Here is a 15,239-nt window from a genome sequence, read left to right as displayed (position 1 = left end):
TTGGGGTGGAGAGCGGACGTTGAGCTACCCCACTTCGGTCATCCCGGGCCTTGACCCGGGACCCGCCTTTCTTCTGGCTGACGGTGAAAGGAAAGGCAGGCCCCGGGTCAAGCCCGGGGTGACGATGATGGAGAGGCAGCTTCCGGTCGCTATCAGCCATCGATCCGATTGACATACTACCTACTAGAAGGTAGGGAACGAGCATGTCCGGCACTTCCGACGATATCATCGCCTCCGCGCGCGCCCTGATCATCACAGGCGGCTATAATGGTTTCAGCTACGCGGACATCGCCAAGGTGGTCGGAATCCGTAAGGCGAGCATCCACCATCATTTCCCGGCCAAGGCCGATCTCGTCCGTACGCTGGTCGCGCGCTACCGTGACGAGGCGCGGGCAGGGCTTGGGGCGATCGATGCGCATCGTCTCGATCCCGGCGACCGGCTCCGCGCCTATGCGGGCTATTGGGAAGCCTGCATAGGCGACGCCAGCGCCCCGATCTGCATCTGCGCGCTGCTGGCGAGCGAGATCCCCGTCCTGCCCGACGATGTCCTCGTCGAGATCCGGGCGCATTTCCGGACGCTTTCGGACTGGCTCGCCGCGGTGCTGGAACGCGGCGGCCAGATGGGCCGGATTCGCCTCGCCGCGTCGCCGCAGGACGAGGCCGAATTGTTCATGGCGACCGTCCATGGCGCGATGCTGTCGGCACGCGCCTATGGCGAGCCGGCCATGTTCGGCAAGGCGCTCGCGCCGCTTCTCGGACGATTGCTCGTATAAACGCGCCGCGCTGCGACCCGCATGACGGCATTTATGTGGCTTGCCTACCAATCGGAAGGTAGGTTTTTTTTGGAAAGGATTTTCGATGTTCGGCATTTCGACGCTCGGCTGGGTGCATACGCTCGGCAGCCTCCCCGCCATCCCGCTCGCTGCCTATATGTTCCTCCGCCACGGACGGATCGTGCCCCGCTCGGCGAGCGGCGCCGCCTATTTCCTTTTCATGGTCATCGGCGCCGTTTCGGTGTTCCTGATCGCGCGCCAGCCGGTCAGCTATGCCATCGGCGGCATCACGCTGGCGCTGCTCCTCGTCGGCTACGGCGTGGACCGGCTTCCGGGGTCGCCGCGCGCGAAGCGCTATATCGAAACGATCAGCCTCAGCCTGACCGCCTTCCTGCTGATGCTGCCCACCGTCACCGAGATATTGCGCCGCGTGCCCGACGGTCACCCTCTCGTGACCCGGCTCGACTCGCCGCTGCTGCTGGGTGCGCAGGGAGCGCTTTTCGCCTTGCTCGTCGTCGGCCTGACCATCCAGATCGTCCGCTTGCGGCGGTCGGGCGTCACGGGCTGAGGCAAGCGCGCGGAAACGCCGCCGCCACCGCCCGGCAAAGGATTTAATCCCCTATGCTCCTAAGCAATTGCATATCGTGGCAGGAAGGCTTAACCGGCACCGCATCGACCGATTAGAGTCAAGACAGGGCTGATATGGCTGGAAACCAACCGAGCGCGCGTCCGCGCTCTCCGCATCTACAGGTGTACAAATGGGGGCCCGCCATGGCGGTCTCGATCCTCCACCGCGCGAGCGGCGACGGACTCGCGATTGTCGGCGCACTCCTGTTCCTCTGGTGGCTCGGCGCGCTCGCCGCAGGACCCGACGCCTATGCGGCGTTTGTCGCCTGCGTTTGGCACGATCCCAGCCCCGACGCCGGCACCTTCCACATGGTCACCAACCTGCTCGGCAAGGTCGTGCTGATCGGCCTGACGTGGGCCTTTTTCCAGCATCTCTTTTCGGGTTTGCGCCACTTCGTGCTCGATACCGGTGCGGGCTATGAGCTCAAGACCAACAAGCTCTGGTCGATGCTCGTGATCGTTGGCGCGCTTCTCGCGACCGCCGCGACCTGGCTCTATATCTTTGCGGAGGCGCTCAATGGGTAACGGAACGCACCTTGGCAAGGTTCGCGGGCTCGGCTCGTCGGGCCATGGCTCGCACCACTGGCTGCAACAGCGGCTGACTGCGCTCGGCAATATCCTGCTCGTCGGCTTCCTCTTCGTCTCCTTCCTCCGCCTGCCGATGACCGATCATGGCGCGGTGCTGCGTTGGGCGTCGAATCCCATGGTCGCGCTCGCTCTCATCCTGATGGTCGTCAGCGTCTTCTGGCACCTGCGGCTTGGCCTGACCGTGCTGATCGAGGATTATGTTCATGGCGAAGCGACGCGCCTGCTGTCGCTCGTCCTTTTGAACTTCTACGCGATCGGCGGCGCTGCCTACGGCATTTTCGCCATCGTCCGTATCGCGCTTGCGCCCGCCGCCGGGCTTGCTCCGGGGGGTATGTGACATGACCGACGCCTACAAAATCATCGACCATGTCTACGACACCGTCGTCGTCGGCGCCGGCGGCTCGGGCCTGCGCGCCACGATGGGCAGCGCTGAAGCGGGCCTCAAGACCGCGTGCATCACCAAGGTGTTCCCGACGCGCAGCCACACCGTCGCGGCGCAGGGCGGCATCGCCGCGTCGCTCGGCAACAATTCGCCCGACCATTGGCAGTGGCACATGTACGACACCGTCAAGGGCTCCGACTGGCTCGGCGACCAGGACGCGATCGAATATATGGTGCGCGAGGCGCCGAACGCGGTCTACGAACTCGAACATGCGGGCGTGCCGTTCAGCCGCAACGCTGACGGCACCATCTATCAGCGCCCCTTCGGCGGCCATATGCAGAATATGGGCGAAGGCCCGCCGGTGCAGCGTACCTGCGCCGCGGCCGACCGCACCGGCCACGCGATGCTCCACGCGCTCTATCAGCAGTCGCTGAAATATGACGCGGACTTCTTCATCGAATATTTCGCGCTCGACCTGATCATGGAAGACGGCCCCGACGGCAAGGTCTGCCGCGGCGTGATCGCGCTGTGCATGGAGGATGGCAGCATCCACCGCTTCCGCAGCCAGGCCGTGGTGCTCGCGACCGGCGGCTATGGCCGCTGCTATTTCACCGCGACCTCGGCGCACACCTGCACCGGCGACGGCGGCGGCATGGTGCTGCGCGCCGGCCTGCCGCTGCAGGACATGGAATTCGTCCAGTTCCACCCGACCGGCATCTACGGCGCGGGCGTCCTCATCACTGAAGGCGCGCGCGGCGAAGGCGGCTATCTCACCAACTCCGAAGGCGAGCGTTTCATGGAACGCTATGCCCCGTCGGCGAAGGATCTGGCGTCGCGCGATGTCGTTTCGCGCTCGATGGCGCTCGAAATCCGCGAAGGCCGCGGCGTCGGGCCGCACAACGACCATATCTATCTGCACCTCGACCATATCGATCCCGCCGTGCTTGCCGAGCGCCTGCCGGGGATCACCGAGAGCGGCAAGATTTTCGCAGGCGTCGACCTGACGCGCCAGCCGCTCCCCGTCGTGCCGACGGTTCACTACAATATGGGCGGCATCCCCTGTAACTATCATGGCGAAGTCGTCACGCTCGGCAAGGACGGCCCCGACACCGTCGTCCCCGGCCTGTTCGCGGTCGGCGAAGCCGCATGCGTGTCGGTCCATGGCGCGAACCGCCTTGGCTCGAACAGCCTCATCGACCTTGTCGTGTTCGGCCGCGCCACGGGCCATCGCCTCAAGGAAATCCTGACCCCCGGCGCGGCGCAGCAGCCGCTGCCCAAGGATAGCGCCGACCTCGCGCTCGCGCGCCTCGACCATTTCCGCAACGCCAATGGCGGCTCGCCGACCGCGGAAATCCGCACCGAGATGCAGCGTGCGATGTCGCAGCATGCAGCGGTGTTCCGCACCGACGAGCTGATGGCAGAGGGCAAGGAAAAGCTCACCAAGACCTATCAGCGGATGAACGACGTCCATGTCACCGACCGCAGCCTGATCTGGAACACCGACCTCATCGAAACGCTCGAGCTCGACAATCTGATCAGCCAGGCGACGGTGACGATGCATTCGGCCTTCAACCGCAAGGAAAGCCGCGGCGCCCATGCGCACGAGGATTTCCCGAACCGCGACGACGCGACGTGGATGAAGCACACCGTCGCATGGTTCGACGGCTGGGGCGGCAAGGGCGGCGGCGTCCGCCTCGATTACCGCCCGGTCCACGAATATACGCTGTCGGACGACGTCGAATATATCAAGCCGAAGGCGCGCGTTTACTAGCCGCGGGCTTCTCCAGCGAGTTGGGGAGTCTAACGCGGCAACTTCCGGGTTGCCGCGCGCAGGCGCGTCAATCCTTGCCGAGAAGATTGTCGATGGGGTTCATGTCGGAAAAGGGCTGGTCGACATTCTGGCCCATGACCCAGAGCTTCTGGCACGCGACGGTGAAGAAGATCAGCGCGACGGTCCAGACGATGAAGGTCTTGCGCACCTGCCAGCGGCGTTCGGCTTCGGCAGCGGCGGCGCGCGCCTTATAGTCGATGCCGAGCTCGCCCTCGAACTCGGCAACAAGCTGCGCACGGCGAGTCCGCGAGATGTTCGCGATGCTCTCGTTCCGGTTGTCTGCCACTGTCGGTCGGCGAGTCGCCATCGATGCACCTTGGCCCCAGCTAGTCCTGCTGCCGGATATAGGGGCCAGCCCCTGCCAAAGCGTTAACCGGACTGCCCGAAATGCGACGAAGCGAGTGCGACGCCGATCAATTTGATCCGCGCCGTCGAACCGCGCAGCAGCGTCAGATCGCTTCGCGGCAGGGCGAGTGCCGCGGCGAGCAGGCGGAGGACAGCATCATTCGCTGCGCCATCGGCGGGCGGCGCGGTGACGCGAAGCTGCACCCGGCCCCCATCGATCTTCACCTCGTCGCGGCTTGCGCCGGGCGTCACGCGCACCTCGATCCGCCCCGGCGCCGCGAGGTCACGCAGCGCCTCGGTCAACGCCGGGGCGGGACGATATTTCAGATGGTGACGACCAGCTTGCCGACCGCGGTGCGGTCGCCGAGCTTGGCGATCGCCTTGCCGCCATCGGCGAGGCTGAAGCTTTCGGTGACGCGCGGCTGGATCTTGCCTTGCTCCCACAGCTGGAACAGGCGCGCGATGTTGGCGCGGTTGCGCGCCGGCTCGCGCATCACGAAGGCGCCCCAGAACACGCCGGCGACATCGCAGCTTTTCAGCAGCGTCAGGTTCAGCGGCAGGCGCGGGATGCCGGCGGGGAAGCCGACGACAAGATAGCGGCCCTCCCATGCGATCGAACGCAGCGCGGGCTCGGCATAATCGCCGCCGACGGCGTCGTAGATGACGTTCGCGCCACCCGGGCCGACCGCTTCCTTGAACTTGTTTGCGAGTTCCTTCGACTGGTCCTTGTCGAACGGCTGGCGGCCATAGACGACGACCTCGTCGGCGCCGGCCTGACGCGCGATTTCGGCCTTTTCCTCGCTCGACACACCGGCGACGACGCGCGCGCCGAATGCCTTGCCGAGTTCGACCGCCGCGATGCCGACGCCGCCCGAGGCGCCGAGGACGAGCAGGGTGTCGCCTTCCTTGATATGGCCGCGATCGACGAGTGCGTGGATGCTGGTGCCATAGGTCATGAGCAAGGAGGCACCTTCGGCGAAGTCGTGCGCTTCGGGCAGGTGATAGACATTATGCACCGAAACCGAGACCGCCTCGGTCATCCCGCCATTGCCGCAGCCCGCGATCACCCGGTCGCCGACCTTGAACTCCGTGACGCCCTCGCCGACTTCGGCGACGAGGCCCGCGACTTCGCCGCCGGGGGCAAAGGGGCGTTCGGGGCGGAACTGATATTTATCCTCAATGATGAGCACGTCGGGGAAATTGACCGCACAGGCCTTCACATCGATCACGATCTGGCCCTTGCCGGCGGTCGGGCGCGGCAGTTCGCCGAGCGTCAGCGTTTCGGGGCCGCCGGTTGCGGTCGACAAGAGAGCCTTCATCATCTTCTCCTCTATGGTGTTTGTTTCAGCCTTATGCCGCGGGCCGCATCCACGGCCGGTCGGCATCGAGCCGCTTTTCATACGCCCCGATCGCGGCGTCGCTCTTTTCGGTCAGCGAAATCTCGTCGAGCCCTTCGAGCAGGCACATCTTGCGGAACGGGTCGATCTCGAAGGTGAAGCGGTCCTGGAATTGCGTCGTCACCGTCTGATGCTCGAGGTCGACGAACACCGGATCGGTCGCCGCCACCTCCATCAGCCGGTCGATCGCCGCTTGCGGGAGGACCACGGGCAGGATGCCGTTCTTCACCGCATTGCCCGAGAAGATGTCCGAATAGCTGGGAGCGATCACGACGCGGATACCAAGGTCGCCAAGCGCCCAAGCGGCATGCTCGCGGCTCGACCCGCAACCGAAATTGTCGCCCGCGATCAGGATCGGCGCGCCCTTATATTCGGCGCTGTCGAACAGATTGTCGGGATCCTTGCGGATCGCCTCGAACGCGCCGCGGCCCATGCCCTCGCGCGTCGTCGTCTTCAGCCAATGCGCCGGGATGATGACGTCGGTGTCGATATTCTTGAGCCCGAAGGGGATCGCGCGGCCTTCGACCTTGTCGAGCGGGGTCATGCCAGGAGCTCCCGTACATCGGTGAGCTTGCCGGTGACCGCCGCCGCCGCCGCCATCGCGGGGCTGACCAGATGCGTGCGTGCGCCGGGCCCCTGACGGCCGACGAAATTGCGGTTGCTCGTCGAGGCACAGCGTTCGCCAGCAGGCACCTTGTCGGGGTTCATCGCAAGGCACGCCGAACAGCCGGGTTCGCGCCATTCGAGCCCCGCGTCGGTGAAGATGCGGTCGAGCCCCTCGGCCTCGGCCTGCGCTTTCACCAGCCCCGAACCTGGGACGACGATCGCCCATTTGACATTGTCGGCTTTGTGGCGGCCCTTGATCACCGCCGCGGCGGCGCGCAGATCCTCGATGCGGCTGTTGGTGCAGCTGCCGATGAAGATATTCTCGATCGGGACGTCCTGCATCCGCGTGCCCGGTTCGAGCCCCATATAGGCGAGCGACTTGGCGGCCGCGGTCTGCTTCGACGGATCGGCGAAGCTGCCGGGTGCAGGGACGACGCCGGTGATCGGCACGACATCCTCGGGGCTGGTGCCCCAGGTCACGCTCGGTGCGATGTCGGCGGCGTCGATAACGACGGTCTTGTCATAGGTCGCGCCTGGATCGGTCGCGAGGCTCTTCCAGTACGCGACCGCCGCATCCCAGTCGGCGCCCTTCGGCGCATAGGGGCGGCCCTTGAGATAGGCGAACGTCGTTTCGTCGGGCGCGATCAGGCCCGCGCGCGCGCCGCCCTCGATCGCCATGTTGCTGACAGTCAGACGGCCCTCGATGCTGAGCGCGCGGATCGCGCTGCCGGTATATTCGATGACATGGCCGGTGCCGCCCGCAGCGCCGATGACGCCAGTGATGTGGAGGATGATGTCCTTCGCCGACACGCCGGGGCCGACCTCGCCCTCGACGCGCACTTCCATCGTCTTCGACGGCTGGAGCAGCAAGGTCTGCGTGGCGAGGACATGCTCGACCTCGCTCGTCCCGATCCCGAAGGCGAGCGCGCCGATCCCGCCGTGGCAGGCGGTGTGGCTGTCGCCGCAGACGATCGTCGTGCCGGGCAGCGAAAAGCCTTGTTCGGGACCGACGACATGGACGATGCCCTGCTCGGGCGCGACCGCGTCGATGTAGCGGATGCCGAACTCGGGCGCGTTCTTTTCAAGCGCCGCCAGTTGCGCCGCGCTCTCGGGATCGGCGATCGGCAGCTTGTTGCCGTTCGCGTCGAGCCGCGCGGTGGTCGGCACATTATGGTCGGGCACGGCAAGCGTCAGGTCGGGGCGGCGCACCGTACGGCCGCTCGCGCGAAGCCCGGCGAACGCCTGCGGGCTGGTGACTTCATGGACAAGGTGACGGTCGATGAAGATCAGGGCAGTACCATCGGGGCGCTGTTCGACGACATGCGCGTCCCAGATTTTCTCATAAAGGGTGCGGGGCCGAGTCATGCGGGTTCACTTACGCCTGTGGAACAACAATGCAAGCGAGTGGCGATCAAAAACGCAATTTTCGGTCGCGCCTGATCGGGTATAACAGGACCATGTCGACGCCCGCCATCATCCTTCTTGTGCTCGCCACCGTCGTGGCGATGGAGGGGGTCGCGTGGGCGAGCCACAAATATATCATGCACGGCTTCGGCTGGGCGTGGCACCGCGACCATCATGAGCCGCATGACAAGCTGCTGGAAAAGAACGACCTGTTTGCGATCTTCGGCGCCGCGATGAGCATTTCGATGTTCGTTATCGGCAGCCCGATGATCATGGGCGCCGATGTGTGGGAGCCGGGTACATGGATCGGGCTCGGCATCCTCTTTTACGGCATCATCTATACGCTCGTGCACGATGGGCTCGTTCATCAGCGCTATTTCCGCTGGGTGCCGCGGCGCGGCTATGCGAAGCGGCTCGTGCAGGCGCACAAGCTCCACCATGCGACGATCGGCAAGGAGGGCGGGGTCAGCTTCGGCTTCGTCTTCGCGCGCGATCCGGCGAAGCTGAAGGCTGAATTGAAGGCGCAGCGCGAGGCCGGCGTTGCCGTCGTGCGCGAGGCGCTTGCCGACTAGGCGGTGCGATAGTCGGCGGTAATCGCGCCCGCCGCCATCAGCTCGGCTTCATGGCTCTCCTCGCGCCAGCTTTCGGCGAGCGCCTGCCGTTCCCAATCCTGCATCGCGGGATGCGCGAGCAGATGATCGACCCATGCCTGTCCGGCGCCGACATCGAGGCCATAGGTGCGGATACGAAAGGCGACGGGCGCGAAGAACGCGTCGACCGCGGTAAACCGGTCGCCGGCGAGGAAGGGCCCGCCGAAACGCGACAGGCCTTCGGCGAACAATTCGCGAATGCGCGCAATGTCGAGCCGAAGCGCGCCCGACGGCGGCTTGGGTATGACGCGAACGCCGACATTCATCGTGCAATCATTGCGTAATGCCGAAAAACCGCTGTGCATTTCCGCCGCCGCGCATTGCGCCCAGGCGCGGGCATCGGGATCGGTCGGCCACACGCCCTCATGCCGGTCGGCAAGATAAAGCGTGATGCCGAGCGAATCATAGACCGTGCGCCCTTCGTCGAGCAGCGCGGGTACCTGTCCGGTCGGCGAAAAGCTCCGGAACTCGTCATAGTTGATCGGGTTGCTGAACGGTTCGATCTGGTCCTCGAACGCGATCCCAAGCGCGTGCATCAGCACCCACGGGCGGAGCGACCAGCTCGAATAATTGCGGTTGGCGGTGATCAGCACATACATGGCTGCTGCTCCTGTGCGATGATGGGGGAGGTATAATCGGGATCGTGCGCGAAAGGCAGCGCTGTGCCGTCGCGAAGGGCGGCAAGCACGCTGCCGAAGTCGCTCGCGGCGCGCCAGCCGAAGCGGCGTTCGGCGCGCGACGGGTCGTAAACACGGTCGATGCTATCGGGAAGCACCCAGCCCTTGGCGGCATAGAGATCGGCCGCGTCGGGATGGTAGCGCGCGATCACCGCGCGGGCGTCGCGGGCAAGTTCCTCGGCGTCTTCGCGCGCGAAGGGCGGCGGTGCCGAGAGGATGAAGGTGTCGCAGCCGATCTGCGGTGCAGCCTCCAGCGCGGCGAGATGCGCCGCGGCGGCATCTTCGACCGTCAGGCGGCGGTTGAGCAGTTCGTTCGCCTTCAAATTCTCGCCCGCCGGGGCTTCGTGCGTATCGTCATCCTCGGGGAAGAAGCGCCCGGTACGCAGGATCGCTAGGTTGATGCCATGTTCGCGGTGAACCAGCCGGCATGCTTGTTCGGCGGCGAGCTTGGTGATGCCATAGATGTTGCGCGGTTCGATCGGGCCGAAATCCTCGTCCATCCACCATGCGCCCTCTGCGCCCGCGCCGGCGCGCACGTCGCTGCGGATCATCAGCGAGGTCGTCGAGGTGAAGAGGAAACGGTCGTTCCCCGCCGCGACCGCCGCTTCGATCAGGTTCAGCGTGCCGGTCACATTGACGTCGACGAACGCCTGCCGCGGGTAGCGCACGATGTCGGGTTTGTGCAGCGCGCCGCCGTGGATCACCGCTTCGATGCCATATTCGCTCATCGTTCGGTCGATGAGCGCGCGGTCCGCGACGGTCCCGACGACCTGCGTATGTCGGCCGGGAACGACATCGAGCCCTGTGACTTCATGGCCGTTCCGGGCGAGCAGCGGCGCGAGACAGCGCCCGAGCCAGCCCGACGATCCGGTCAGCAGCACGCGCATCGATGATTCTCCCCTCGGGTTCGAATGCGCGCCTGATACACAGCGGCCGCTATTCTTTCAAATTCACGGTGGCGGGGCCGGTAGCGGCCGCGCTACCCGTCACCGGTGGCAATTCGCCGAGATCGAGCCAGCGGGAATCGGCGCGCTTGTGATAGCTGTCGATCACGGTGAACGGGATACGAAAGGGAAAGCCCCAGTCGCTGTTCCACAGCGCAACGACACCCGTCCGCGTCGACGGTTCGAAAATCATCGTTGCGCGATAGCCCGAAACCGCCCCCGAATGGCCGGCGAGCCGGTGTCCGGCATAGGTGAAATTGCGCCAGCCGAGCGCATAGGAGGCATCGCTGGTGGCCTGGCGCAGCGCCCCGCCATAGAGACGCGCGGTCCCGACGCGTGGCCGGTGGGCCAGTTCGAGTACCGGCGACGGCAGCACGTCGGGACGGGCGCCCATCATCGCCTGCATCCATGTCGCGAAATCGACGATATCGCTTTCGACGCCCGCGGCAGCCGGAACGCGCCAATAGGCTTCCTTGACCGGGCGAACCTGCAAGCCGCGATGCGGCCTTGCCCAATCCCTGGCATCGGTCAGCCGCTGCATCCCGTAGCCCGCGCTGACCATGCCGAGGGGCAGGAAAAAGCGATCCTCGACGGTTTCGGAAAAGGATTTGTGCGCCGCCTCGCCCAGTATCTCGCTCGCGGCGTCGAACGCTACGTTCTGATAAGTGTGGCAGGTGCCGGGGTCGCATTGCAGCGGCGCGAGCGCGAGGCTTGCGCGCAGCAGTTCGGGGCTTTGTCCCTCCTCCAGCTTTTCGTCATAGGCATTTTTGGTGAGGCCCGTGCGCTGGGCGAGCAGATCGTCCAGCGTCACCCGCTCCTCGCCGCCGCCCGGCAGACGCAGCGAGGTGTTCCAGCGCGTGAGGGGCCGATCGAGATCGATGCTGCCGTCACTGGCCAGCGCGGCGGCCAGAACACCCGTCGCGGTCTTGGAAACCGAGGCCCAGCGGAACAGCGTATGCGGCGTGACCGGCGCCCCGGTCGAGGCATCGGCGACGCCATAGGTGCGAACGAAGCGCAGTTCGCCGTCTTCGACCACCGCAACCGCCAGCCCCGCCATTTCGGGGCGCTGCGCCAGATCGGACAATTGGCGGTCGAGCGCCTTATAGTCGATTTTCCCGCGCCATTCCGCTGGCGTGTCGGGCAGGTCTTTGGGGGCTTTGATCGGGATCGCGACGCTCGCGAGCATGTGCCCGCCGCCGGAGACGTGAAGGCCGAACCAGCCCGTCAGGACCAGCGCGGCGACAGCGATCAAAACGATAAAAAAGCGCTTCATGGACTCGTGGCTGGACTGCGACCTTATATATGGGCGCCGTCTTAACCGCGACTTCGCCCGCCGTCACCCCCGGCGGGCGCATTCAGGGCACAAGATGGCGCCACGCCTTGCACATCCCGACAGCATATACGGCGCCATAGGCAAGCACGATCAGCGACGACCAGATTGCGAAGGCATCGCTATGTTGCGGCCGCCACAGATGGAGCGGCACAAAAACCAGTCCGCGGAGCAGATAAATGGCGGTGATGGCGACCAGCCCGGTCCTGAGCAGCGGCAGGCGCGGGAGCAGGCCGGCACCCGAAAAGGCATAGGCGCCCCAGACCAGCAGCACGGCGGCAATGGTCAGCGTGATCAATGTCGGTTGCAGGTCGCCGCGCGCCGCGGAGCGCGCCATCCTTTCGCCGGCACCGAAGAAACGGTACCAGTCGGGGCCGCCGAAGATGCAGGCGATATGCAGCAGCGCGGCCAGAACCGACAGCCACCCGCCGACGATCAGCCAGGTGGTGCCGGGATTGGTCGCGACATTATGCAATATAATGCGCCGTGGTCTTCTCGGCGACTTCCTCGGCCGTGACGCCCGGCGCAAGCTCGATCAGACGGAACGGGCTGTCATGGTCGTCGCGCTTGAACACGGCGAGGTCGGTGATGATCATGTCGACGACATTCTTGCCGGTCAGCGGCAGCGTACATGCGGGGATGAACTTCGGGCTGCCGTCCTTGGCATTATGTTCCATCACGACGATGATCTTCTTCACGCCGGCGACGAGGTCCATCGCGCCGCCCATGCCCTTGATCATCTTGCCCGGGATCATCCAGTTGGCAATGTCGCCATTTTCGGCGATCTCCATCGCACCCAATACGGTCAGGTCGATATGGCCGCCGCGGATCATCGCGAAGCTGTCGGCCGAGCTGAAATAGGCCGATTGCGGCACTTCGCTGATCGTCTGCTTGCCCGCGTTGATCAGGTCGGCGTCCTCGTCGCCCTCGAAGGGGAAGGGGCCGATGCCGAGCATGCCGTTCTCCGACTGCAGCGTCACCGTCATCCCGGCGGGAATATGGTTCGCCACCAGCGTCGGGATGCCGATGCCGAGGTTGACGTAATAGCCGTCCTGCAGTTCCTTCGCGGCGCGCGCCGCCATGTCATCACGCGTCCAGGCCATTATTTCGGCTCCCATTGCTTGTCGGAGGGGAAGGCGTCGTCCCAGCCCAGTTTTTCCCATGGGCCGTAGACGGGGTTGGGGAACAGGAACCAGCCCTTGTCCCAGAGTGCGGTGGCGGCAGTGCTCGTCGCGAGCGACATGCGCTGCGCCGCGGGCAGATCCTTGACGTTGAACTGCTGGCTGAAATCGCCAAGCTGGTCGCCGCCGAGGATGATCACGCAATATTTCGACGCGATCGCCGCGCGGCGGCCATCCTTGCTCGACCCGCTGCCGTCGTCGCCCATCAGGAACAGCGTCTCGCCATGCCTGAAATCGCCGAGCCCCGCGGCGCGCAGCGTATCCTCGCTGCCCCTGGCATTGGCGGCGCTGCGGTTGGTGTTGGCGATGACGGTGATCCCCGCGGCGCGGAGCTTGTTCACCATCTCGACCGAGCCGGGCATCGCGGCTGCTCTGCCCGCACCAGTCTTTTCCCACTGGTCCCAGATTTTCGGATCATAGGCGGATTGCGCGAAAATACGCATCGGGCCGAGGTTCCAGATCAACGTCTCGTCGGCGTCGAACACGGCTGCGAAGGGCTTGTTGCCGCACGGCGCGAACGCCGGCGCGTCCATCGTGGCACCCGCCGCGAGCACAACGCTGTCCTTTGGCCGCGCCTTGATCCGCCACAGGCCATAGTCGGCGATCCGCGCGTTGGTCGCGCGCACCGCCACCGCCGCTTCGGGCGAGCCATAGAGATATTGCAGCGCGACCGGCGGTTTGGCGGCTTCGGTCGGTGCGGGAGCCGGCAGAGGAGCGGGCGGAGCCGGAGCCGTTGCCACCTCTGCCGGCGCGCTCGCGCACCCTGCAAGGAGCAGCGCGGCGCCCATGGCGGAGCTCCGCATCACGCTGTCTCGCGCGGGCGCGTCGTACGGAACTCGATCTTCTTGTCGTAGGGCGCACCGAGAACGAGGCGCTTCACATAGATGCCGGGCAGGTGGATCGCATCGGGATCGAGACTGCCCGTCGGCACGATTTCCTCGACCTCGGCGACGCAGATTTTGGCCGCGGTCGCCATCGGCTGGTTGAAGTTGCGCGCGGTCTTGCGGAAGATCAAATTGCCGCTCTCGTCGGCCTTCCACCCCTTGATGATCGCAAGGTCGGCGAAGATACCGCGTTCGAGGATATAATCCTGCCCGTCGAAATTCTTCACTTCCTTGCCCTCGGCGACGAGCGTGCCGACGCCGGTCTTGGTGTAGAAGCCGGGAATGCCCGCACCGCCCGCGCGGCAGCGTTCGGCGAGCGTGCCCTGCGGGCAGAATTCGACCTCGAGCTCGCCCGCCAGATATTGCCGTTCGAACTCCTTATTCTCGCCGACATAGGACGAGATCATCTTCCTGACCTGCTTGGTGCGGAGCAGCTTGCCGAGGCCTTCGCCGTCGATCCCGGCGTTGTTGCTCGCGATGGTCAGGTCCTTCGTTCCGGCATCGCGGATCGCGTCGATCAGCCGTTCGGGGATGCCGCACAGGCCGAAGCCGCCCGCACAAATCTGCATGCCGTCGAAGAGGAGGCCGTCGAGCGCGGCTGCTGCGTCGGAATATTGCTTGTTCGCCATGAAGGAGCCTCCTTGCGGGAATGTCGAGTGCGACATTGGCGCATTTGATCCATCAATTCTAATTGTTCGATTTTTGGATTATACATAGACAATGTCTATCAATCGCGTCTCGCTCTATCACCTCGAAACCCTGCTCTGGATCGACCGCCTCGGCACCTTTTCGGCCGCGGCCGAGCGACTCAACACGACTCAGCCTGCGGTGTCGGCGCGGATGCGCGAACTGGAGCAGAGATTGGGCACGACATTGTTCCGCCGCGACGGCCGGACGATGTCGCTCACGGCGGCGGGGCGCAAGCTGGTGCGCGACTGCGACCCGCTGCTTCGCGACATGCAGGTCGCGCTGCTTGGCAGCGGCGGTTTCGCAGAGGCGAGCGGGGTGGTGCGGATCGGCGCGGGCGAGATCGCGGCGGCGAGTTGCCTTCCAGCCTTCGTCGCGAGCCTCAAGGCTGATATGCCGGGTGTCGGGCTCGAAATCGAAATCGACCTCACCGCGAATTTGATCCAGCAATTATTGACCGGGCGCACCGACATCGCCTTCGCCGCGGGGCCGATCGCGCATCCGGCGCTGAAAACGAGACCGATCGGCGCGGTCGAACTCGTTTGGCTCGCGAGCCCCGCCGTCGCATCGGCTTTTGCCGGCGGCGAGGCGATGCTGCCCGTCTGGTCGCTCGCCAGCCATTCGCCGATCCATGGCCGTATGCGCGAGGCGATCGAGGCGTCGCGCATCGCGCAGAAATCGCTGAATCTCTGCAACAACGCGCGCACGATGATCGACATCGCAAAGGCGGGCGGCGGCATCGGCATCTTCCCGCAGCCGATGGTGCGCGGGGAGGTGGCAAGCGGCACGCTGGTCCCGATCGCCGCCATGCCTGCGCTCGCTCCGGTCGAGTTTCACGTCGCGATGCGCGTTGCCGACACCGAACCGGTGCTGATGCAGATCTTCGAACGCGCCGCGAAGCTCAACCTCGCCAATGCCGCTACCTGAACCGAA

The 15,239-nt window shown here is 65.3% G+C and carries 19 protein-coding genes; 7 read left to right on the top strand and 12 right to left on the bottom strand.

What is annotated here, in order from left to right; all coding sequences use genetic code 11:
- Positions 1–203 precede the first annotated feature (203 nt).
- The 5 genes from VGU00_RS00955 to sdhA all read left to right on the top strand — a co-directional run bounded on the left by VGU00_RS00955 (position 204) and on the right by sdhA (position 4,141).
- The gene (locus VGU00_RS00955) at positions 204–773 is read left to right on the top strand and encodes a TetR/AcrR family transcriptional regulator (protein WP_327464564.1); all 570 of its coding nucleotides are present in this window, start codon (positions 204–206) and stop codon (positions 771–773) included.
- A gap of 85 nt (positions 774–858) precedes the next feature.
- The gene (locus VGU00_RS00950; protein ID WP_327464562.1) at positions 859–1,341 is read left to right on the top strand and encodes a hypothetical protein; all 483 of its coding nucleotides are present in this window, start codon (positions 859–861) and stop codon (positions 1,339–1,341) included.
- A gap of 203 nt (positions 1,342–1,544) precedes the next feature.
- Positions 1,545–1,925 (top strand): succinate dehydrogenase, cytochrome b556 subunit, encoded by a 381-nt coding sequence (gene sdhC / locus VGU00_RS00945; RefSeq protein ID WP_414713472.1) that lies wholly within the window; start codon positions 1,545–1,547, stop codon positions 1,923–1,925.
- Entirely contained in the window at positions 1,918–2,325 is a 408-nt protein-coding gene (gene sdhD / locus VGU00_RS00940) for a succinate dehydrogenase, hydrophobic membrane anchor protein (protein ID WP_327464558.1), read from the top strand. Before sdhC ends, sdhD begins: the two co-directional genes overlap by 8 nt.
- A 1-nt stretch (position 2,326) precedes the next feature.
- The gene (sdhA, locus tag VGU00_RS00935) at positions 2,327–4,141 is read left to right on the top strand and encodes a succinate dehydrogenase flavoprotein subunit (RefSeq protein ID WP_327464556.1); all 1,815 of its coding nucleotides are present in this window, start codon (positions 2,327–2,329) and stop codon (positions 4,139–4,141) included.
- Between the two features lie 67 nt (positions 4,142–4,208).
- On the opposite strand, the gene VGU00_RS00930 is transcribed toward sdhA, so the two are convergent.
- The 5 genes from VGU00_RS00930 to leuC form a co-directional block, all read right to left on the bottom strand.
- Positions 4,209–4,487: a hypothetical protein gene (locus VGU00_RS00930; protein WP_327464554.1), complete on the bottom strand. Its 279-nt coding sequence runs from the start codon at positions 4,485–4,487 to the stop codon at positions 4,209–4,211.
- 83 nt (positions 4,488–4,570) lie between these two features.
- A complete protein-coding gene (locus tag VGU00_RS00925) occupies positions 4,571–4,849 on the bottom strand; it encodes a DUF167 domain-containing protein (RefSeq protein ID WP_327464552.1) in 279 nt (92 codons plus the stop codon).
- A gap of 20 nt (positions 4,850–4,869) precedes the next feature.
- Entirely contained in the window at positions 4,870–5,865 is a 996-nt protein-coding gene (locus VGU00_RS00920) for an NADPH:quinone oxidoreductase family protein (RefSeq protein ID WP_327464580.1), read from the bottom strand.
- Between the two features lie 31 nt (positions 5,866–5,896).
- Entirely contained in the window at positions 5,897–6,487 is a 591-nt protein-coding gene (gene leuD / locus VGU00_RS00915; RefSeq protein WP_327464550.1) for a 3-isopropylmalate dehydratase small subunit, read from the bottom strand.
- Entirely contained in the window at positions 6,484–7,914 is a 1,431-nt protein-coding gene (gene leuC, locus VGU00_RS00910) for a 3-isopropylmalate dehydratase large subunit (RefSeq protein ID WP_327464548.1), read from the bottom strand. The genes leuD and leuC overlap by 4 nt, the downstream gene beginning before the upstream one ends.
- Before the next feature lie 92 nt (positions 7,915–8,006).
- On the opposite strand from leuC, the gene VGU00_RS00905 reads away from it, so the two are divergent.
- The gene (locus VGU00_RS00905) at positions 8,007–8,525 is read left to right on the top strand and encodes a sterol desaturase family protein (protein ID WP_327464546.1); all 519 of its coding nucleotides are present in this window, start codon (positions 8,007–8,009) and stop codon (positions 8,523–8,525) included.
- On the opposite strand, the gene VGU00_RS00900 is transcribed toward VGU00_RS00905, so the two are convergent.
- The 7 genes from VGU00_RS00900 to VGU00_RS00870 all read right to left on the bottom strand — a co-directional run bounded on the left by VGU00_RS00900 (position 8,522) and on the right by VGU00_RS00870 (position 14,248).
- The gene (locus VGU00_RS00900) at positions 8,522–9,202 is read right to left on the bottom strand and encodes a glutathione S-transferase family protein (protein WP_327464544.1); all 681 of its coding nucleotides are present in this window, start codon (positions 9,200–9,202) and stop codon (positions 8,522–8,524) included. The genes VGU00_RS00905 and VGU00_RS00900 overlap by 4 nt on opposite strands.
- Positions 9,190–10,167, bottom strand: a complete 978-nt coding sequence (locus VGU00_RS00895) for an NAD(P)-dependent oxidoreductase (RefSeq protein ID WP_327464542.1) — start codon at positions 10,165–10,167, stop codon at positions 9,190–9,192. The genes VGU00_RS00900 and VGU00_RS00895 overlap by 13 nt, the downstream gene beginning before the upstream one ends.
- A 49-nt stretch (positions 10,168–10,216) precedes the next feature.
- Positions 10,217–11,497, bottom strand: a complete 1,281-nt coding sequence (locus VGU00_RS00890; RefSeq protein ID WP_327464540.1) for a serine hydrolase domain-containing protein — start codon at positions 11,495–11,497, stop codon at positions 10,217–10,219.
- A gap of 82 nt (positions 11,498–11,579) precedes the next feature.
- Complete coding sequence (locus tag VGU00_RS00885; RefSeq protein ID WP_327464538.1) at positions 11,580–12,029, bottom strand: hypothetical protein; 450 nt, start codon at positions 12,027–12,029, stop codon at positions 11,580–11,582.
- Positions 12,022–12,657 carry a CoA transferase subunit B gene (locus tag VGU00_RS00880; protein WP_327464536.1) on the bottom strand — a complete coding sequence of 212 codons (636 nt, stop codon included), beginning with the start codon at positions 12,655–12,657 and terminating at the stop codon, positions 12,022–12,024. Before VGU00_RS00880 ends, VGU00_RS00885 begins: the two co-directional genes overlap by 8 nt.
- Positions 12,657–13,538: an HAD family acid phosphatase gene (locus VGU00_RS00875; protein WP_327464534.1), complete on the bottom strand. Its 882-nt coding sequence runs from the start codon at positions 13,536–13,538 to the stop codon at positions 12,657–12,659. The genes VGU00_RS00880 and VGU00_RS00875 overlap by 1 nt, the downstream gene beginning before the upstream one ends.
- Positions 13,538–14,248, bottom strand: a complete 711-nt coding sequence (locus tag VGU00_RS00870) for a CoA transferase subunit A (protein ID WP_327464532.1) — start codon at positions 14,246–14,248, stop codon at positions 13,538–13,540. The genes VGU00_RS00875 and VGU00_RS00870 overlap by 1 nt, the downstream gene beginning before the upstream one ends.
- A 91-nt stretch (positions 14,249–14,339) precedes the next feature.
- Between VGU00_RS00870 and VGU00_RS00865 the strand changes: the two genes are divergently transcribed.
- A complete protein-coding gene (locus tag VGU00_RS00865; RefSeq protein WP_327464530.1) occupies positions 14,340–15,233 on the top strand; it encodes a LysR family transcriptional regulator in 894 nt (297 codons plus the stop codon).
- Positions 15,234–15,239 lie beyond the last annotated feature (6 nt).

This window comes from Sphingopyxis sp., from assembly GCF_035944815.1.
Classification (GTDB): Bacteria; Pseudomonadota; Alphaproteobacteria; order Sphingomonadales; family Sphingomonadaceae; genus Sphingopyxis.
This window is presented reverse-complemented; position numbering and strand designations above follow the sequence as displayed.

Excerpts from the sequence above, each read along its gene's own strand:
- VGU00_RS00870 (WP_327464532.1), bottom strand. The coding sequence starts at position 14,248 with ATGGCGAACAAGCAATATTCCGACGCAGCAGCCGCGCTCGACGGCCTC.
- VGU00_RS00950 (WP_327464562.1), top strand. The coding sequence starts at position 859 with ATGTTCGGCATTTCGACGCTCGGCTGGGTGCATACGCTCGGCAGCCTC.
- sdhA (WP_327464556.1), top strand. The coding sequence starts at position 2,327 with ATGACCGACGCCTACAAAATCATCGACCATGTCTACGACACCGTCGTC.
- VGU00_RS00895 (WP_327464542.1), bottom strand. The coding sequence starts at position 10,167 with ATGCGCGTGCTGCTGACCGGATCGTCGGGCTGGCTCGGGCGCTGTCTC.
- VGU00_RS00920 (WP_327464580.1), bottom strand. The coding sequence starts at position 5,865 with ATGAAGGCTCTCTTGTCGACCGCAACCGGCGGCCCCGAAACGCTGACG.
- VGU00_RS00865 (WP_327464530.1), top strand. The coding sequence starts at position 14,340 with ATGTCTATCAATCGCGTCTCGCTCTATCACCTCGAAACCCTGCTCTGG.
- VGU00_RS00900 (WP_327464544.1), bottom strand. The coding sequence starts at position 9,202 with ATGTATGTGCTGATCACCGCCAACCGCAATTATTCGAGCTGGTCGCTC.
- leuC (WP_327464548.1), bottom strand. The coding sequence starts at position 7,914 with ATGACTCGGCCCCGCACCCTTTATGAGAAAATCTGGGACGCGCATGTC.
- VGU00_RS00905 (WP_327464546.1), top strand. The coding sequence starts at position 8,007 with ATGTCGACGCCCGCCATCATCCTTCTTGTGCTCGCCACCGTCGTGGCG.
- sdhC (WP_414713472.1), top strand. The coding sequence starts at position 1,545 with ATGGCGGTCTCGATCCTCCACCGCGCGAGCGGCGACGGACTCGCGATT.
- VGU00_RS00890 (WP_327464540.1), bottom strand. The coding sequence starts at position 11,497 with ATGAAGCGCTTTTTTATCGTTTTGATCGCTGTCGCCGCGCTGGTCCTG.
- VGU00_RS00955 (WP_327464564.1), top strand. The coding sequence starts at position 204 with ATGTCCGGCACTTCCGACGATATCATCGCCTCCGCGCGCGCCCTGATC.
- VGU00_RS00875 (WP_327464534.1), bottom strand. The coding sequence starts at position 13,538 with ATGCGGAGCTCCGCCATGGGCGCCGCGCTGCTCCTTGCAGGGTGCGCG.
- leuD (WP_327464550.1), bottom strand. The coding sequence starts at position 6,487 with ATGACCCCGCTCGACAAGGTCGAAGGCCGCGCGATCCCCTTCGGGCTC.
- sdhD (WP_327464558.1), top strand. The coding sequence starts at position 1,918 with ATGGGTAACGGAACGCACCTTGGCAAGGTTCGCGGGCTCGGCTCGTCG.
- VGU00_RS00880 (WP_327464536.1), bottom strand. The coding sequence starts at position 12,657 with ATGGCCTGGACGCGTGATGACATGGCGGCGCGCGCCGCGAAGGAACTG.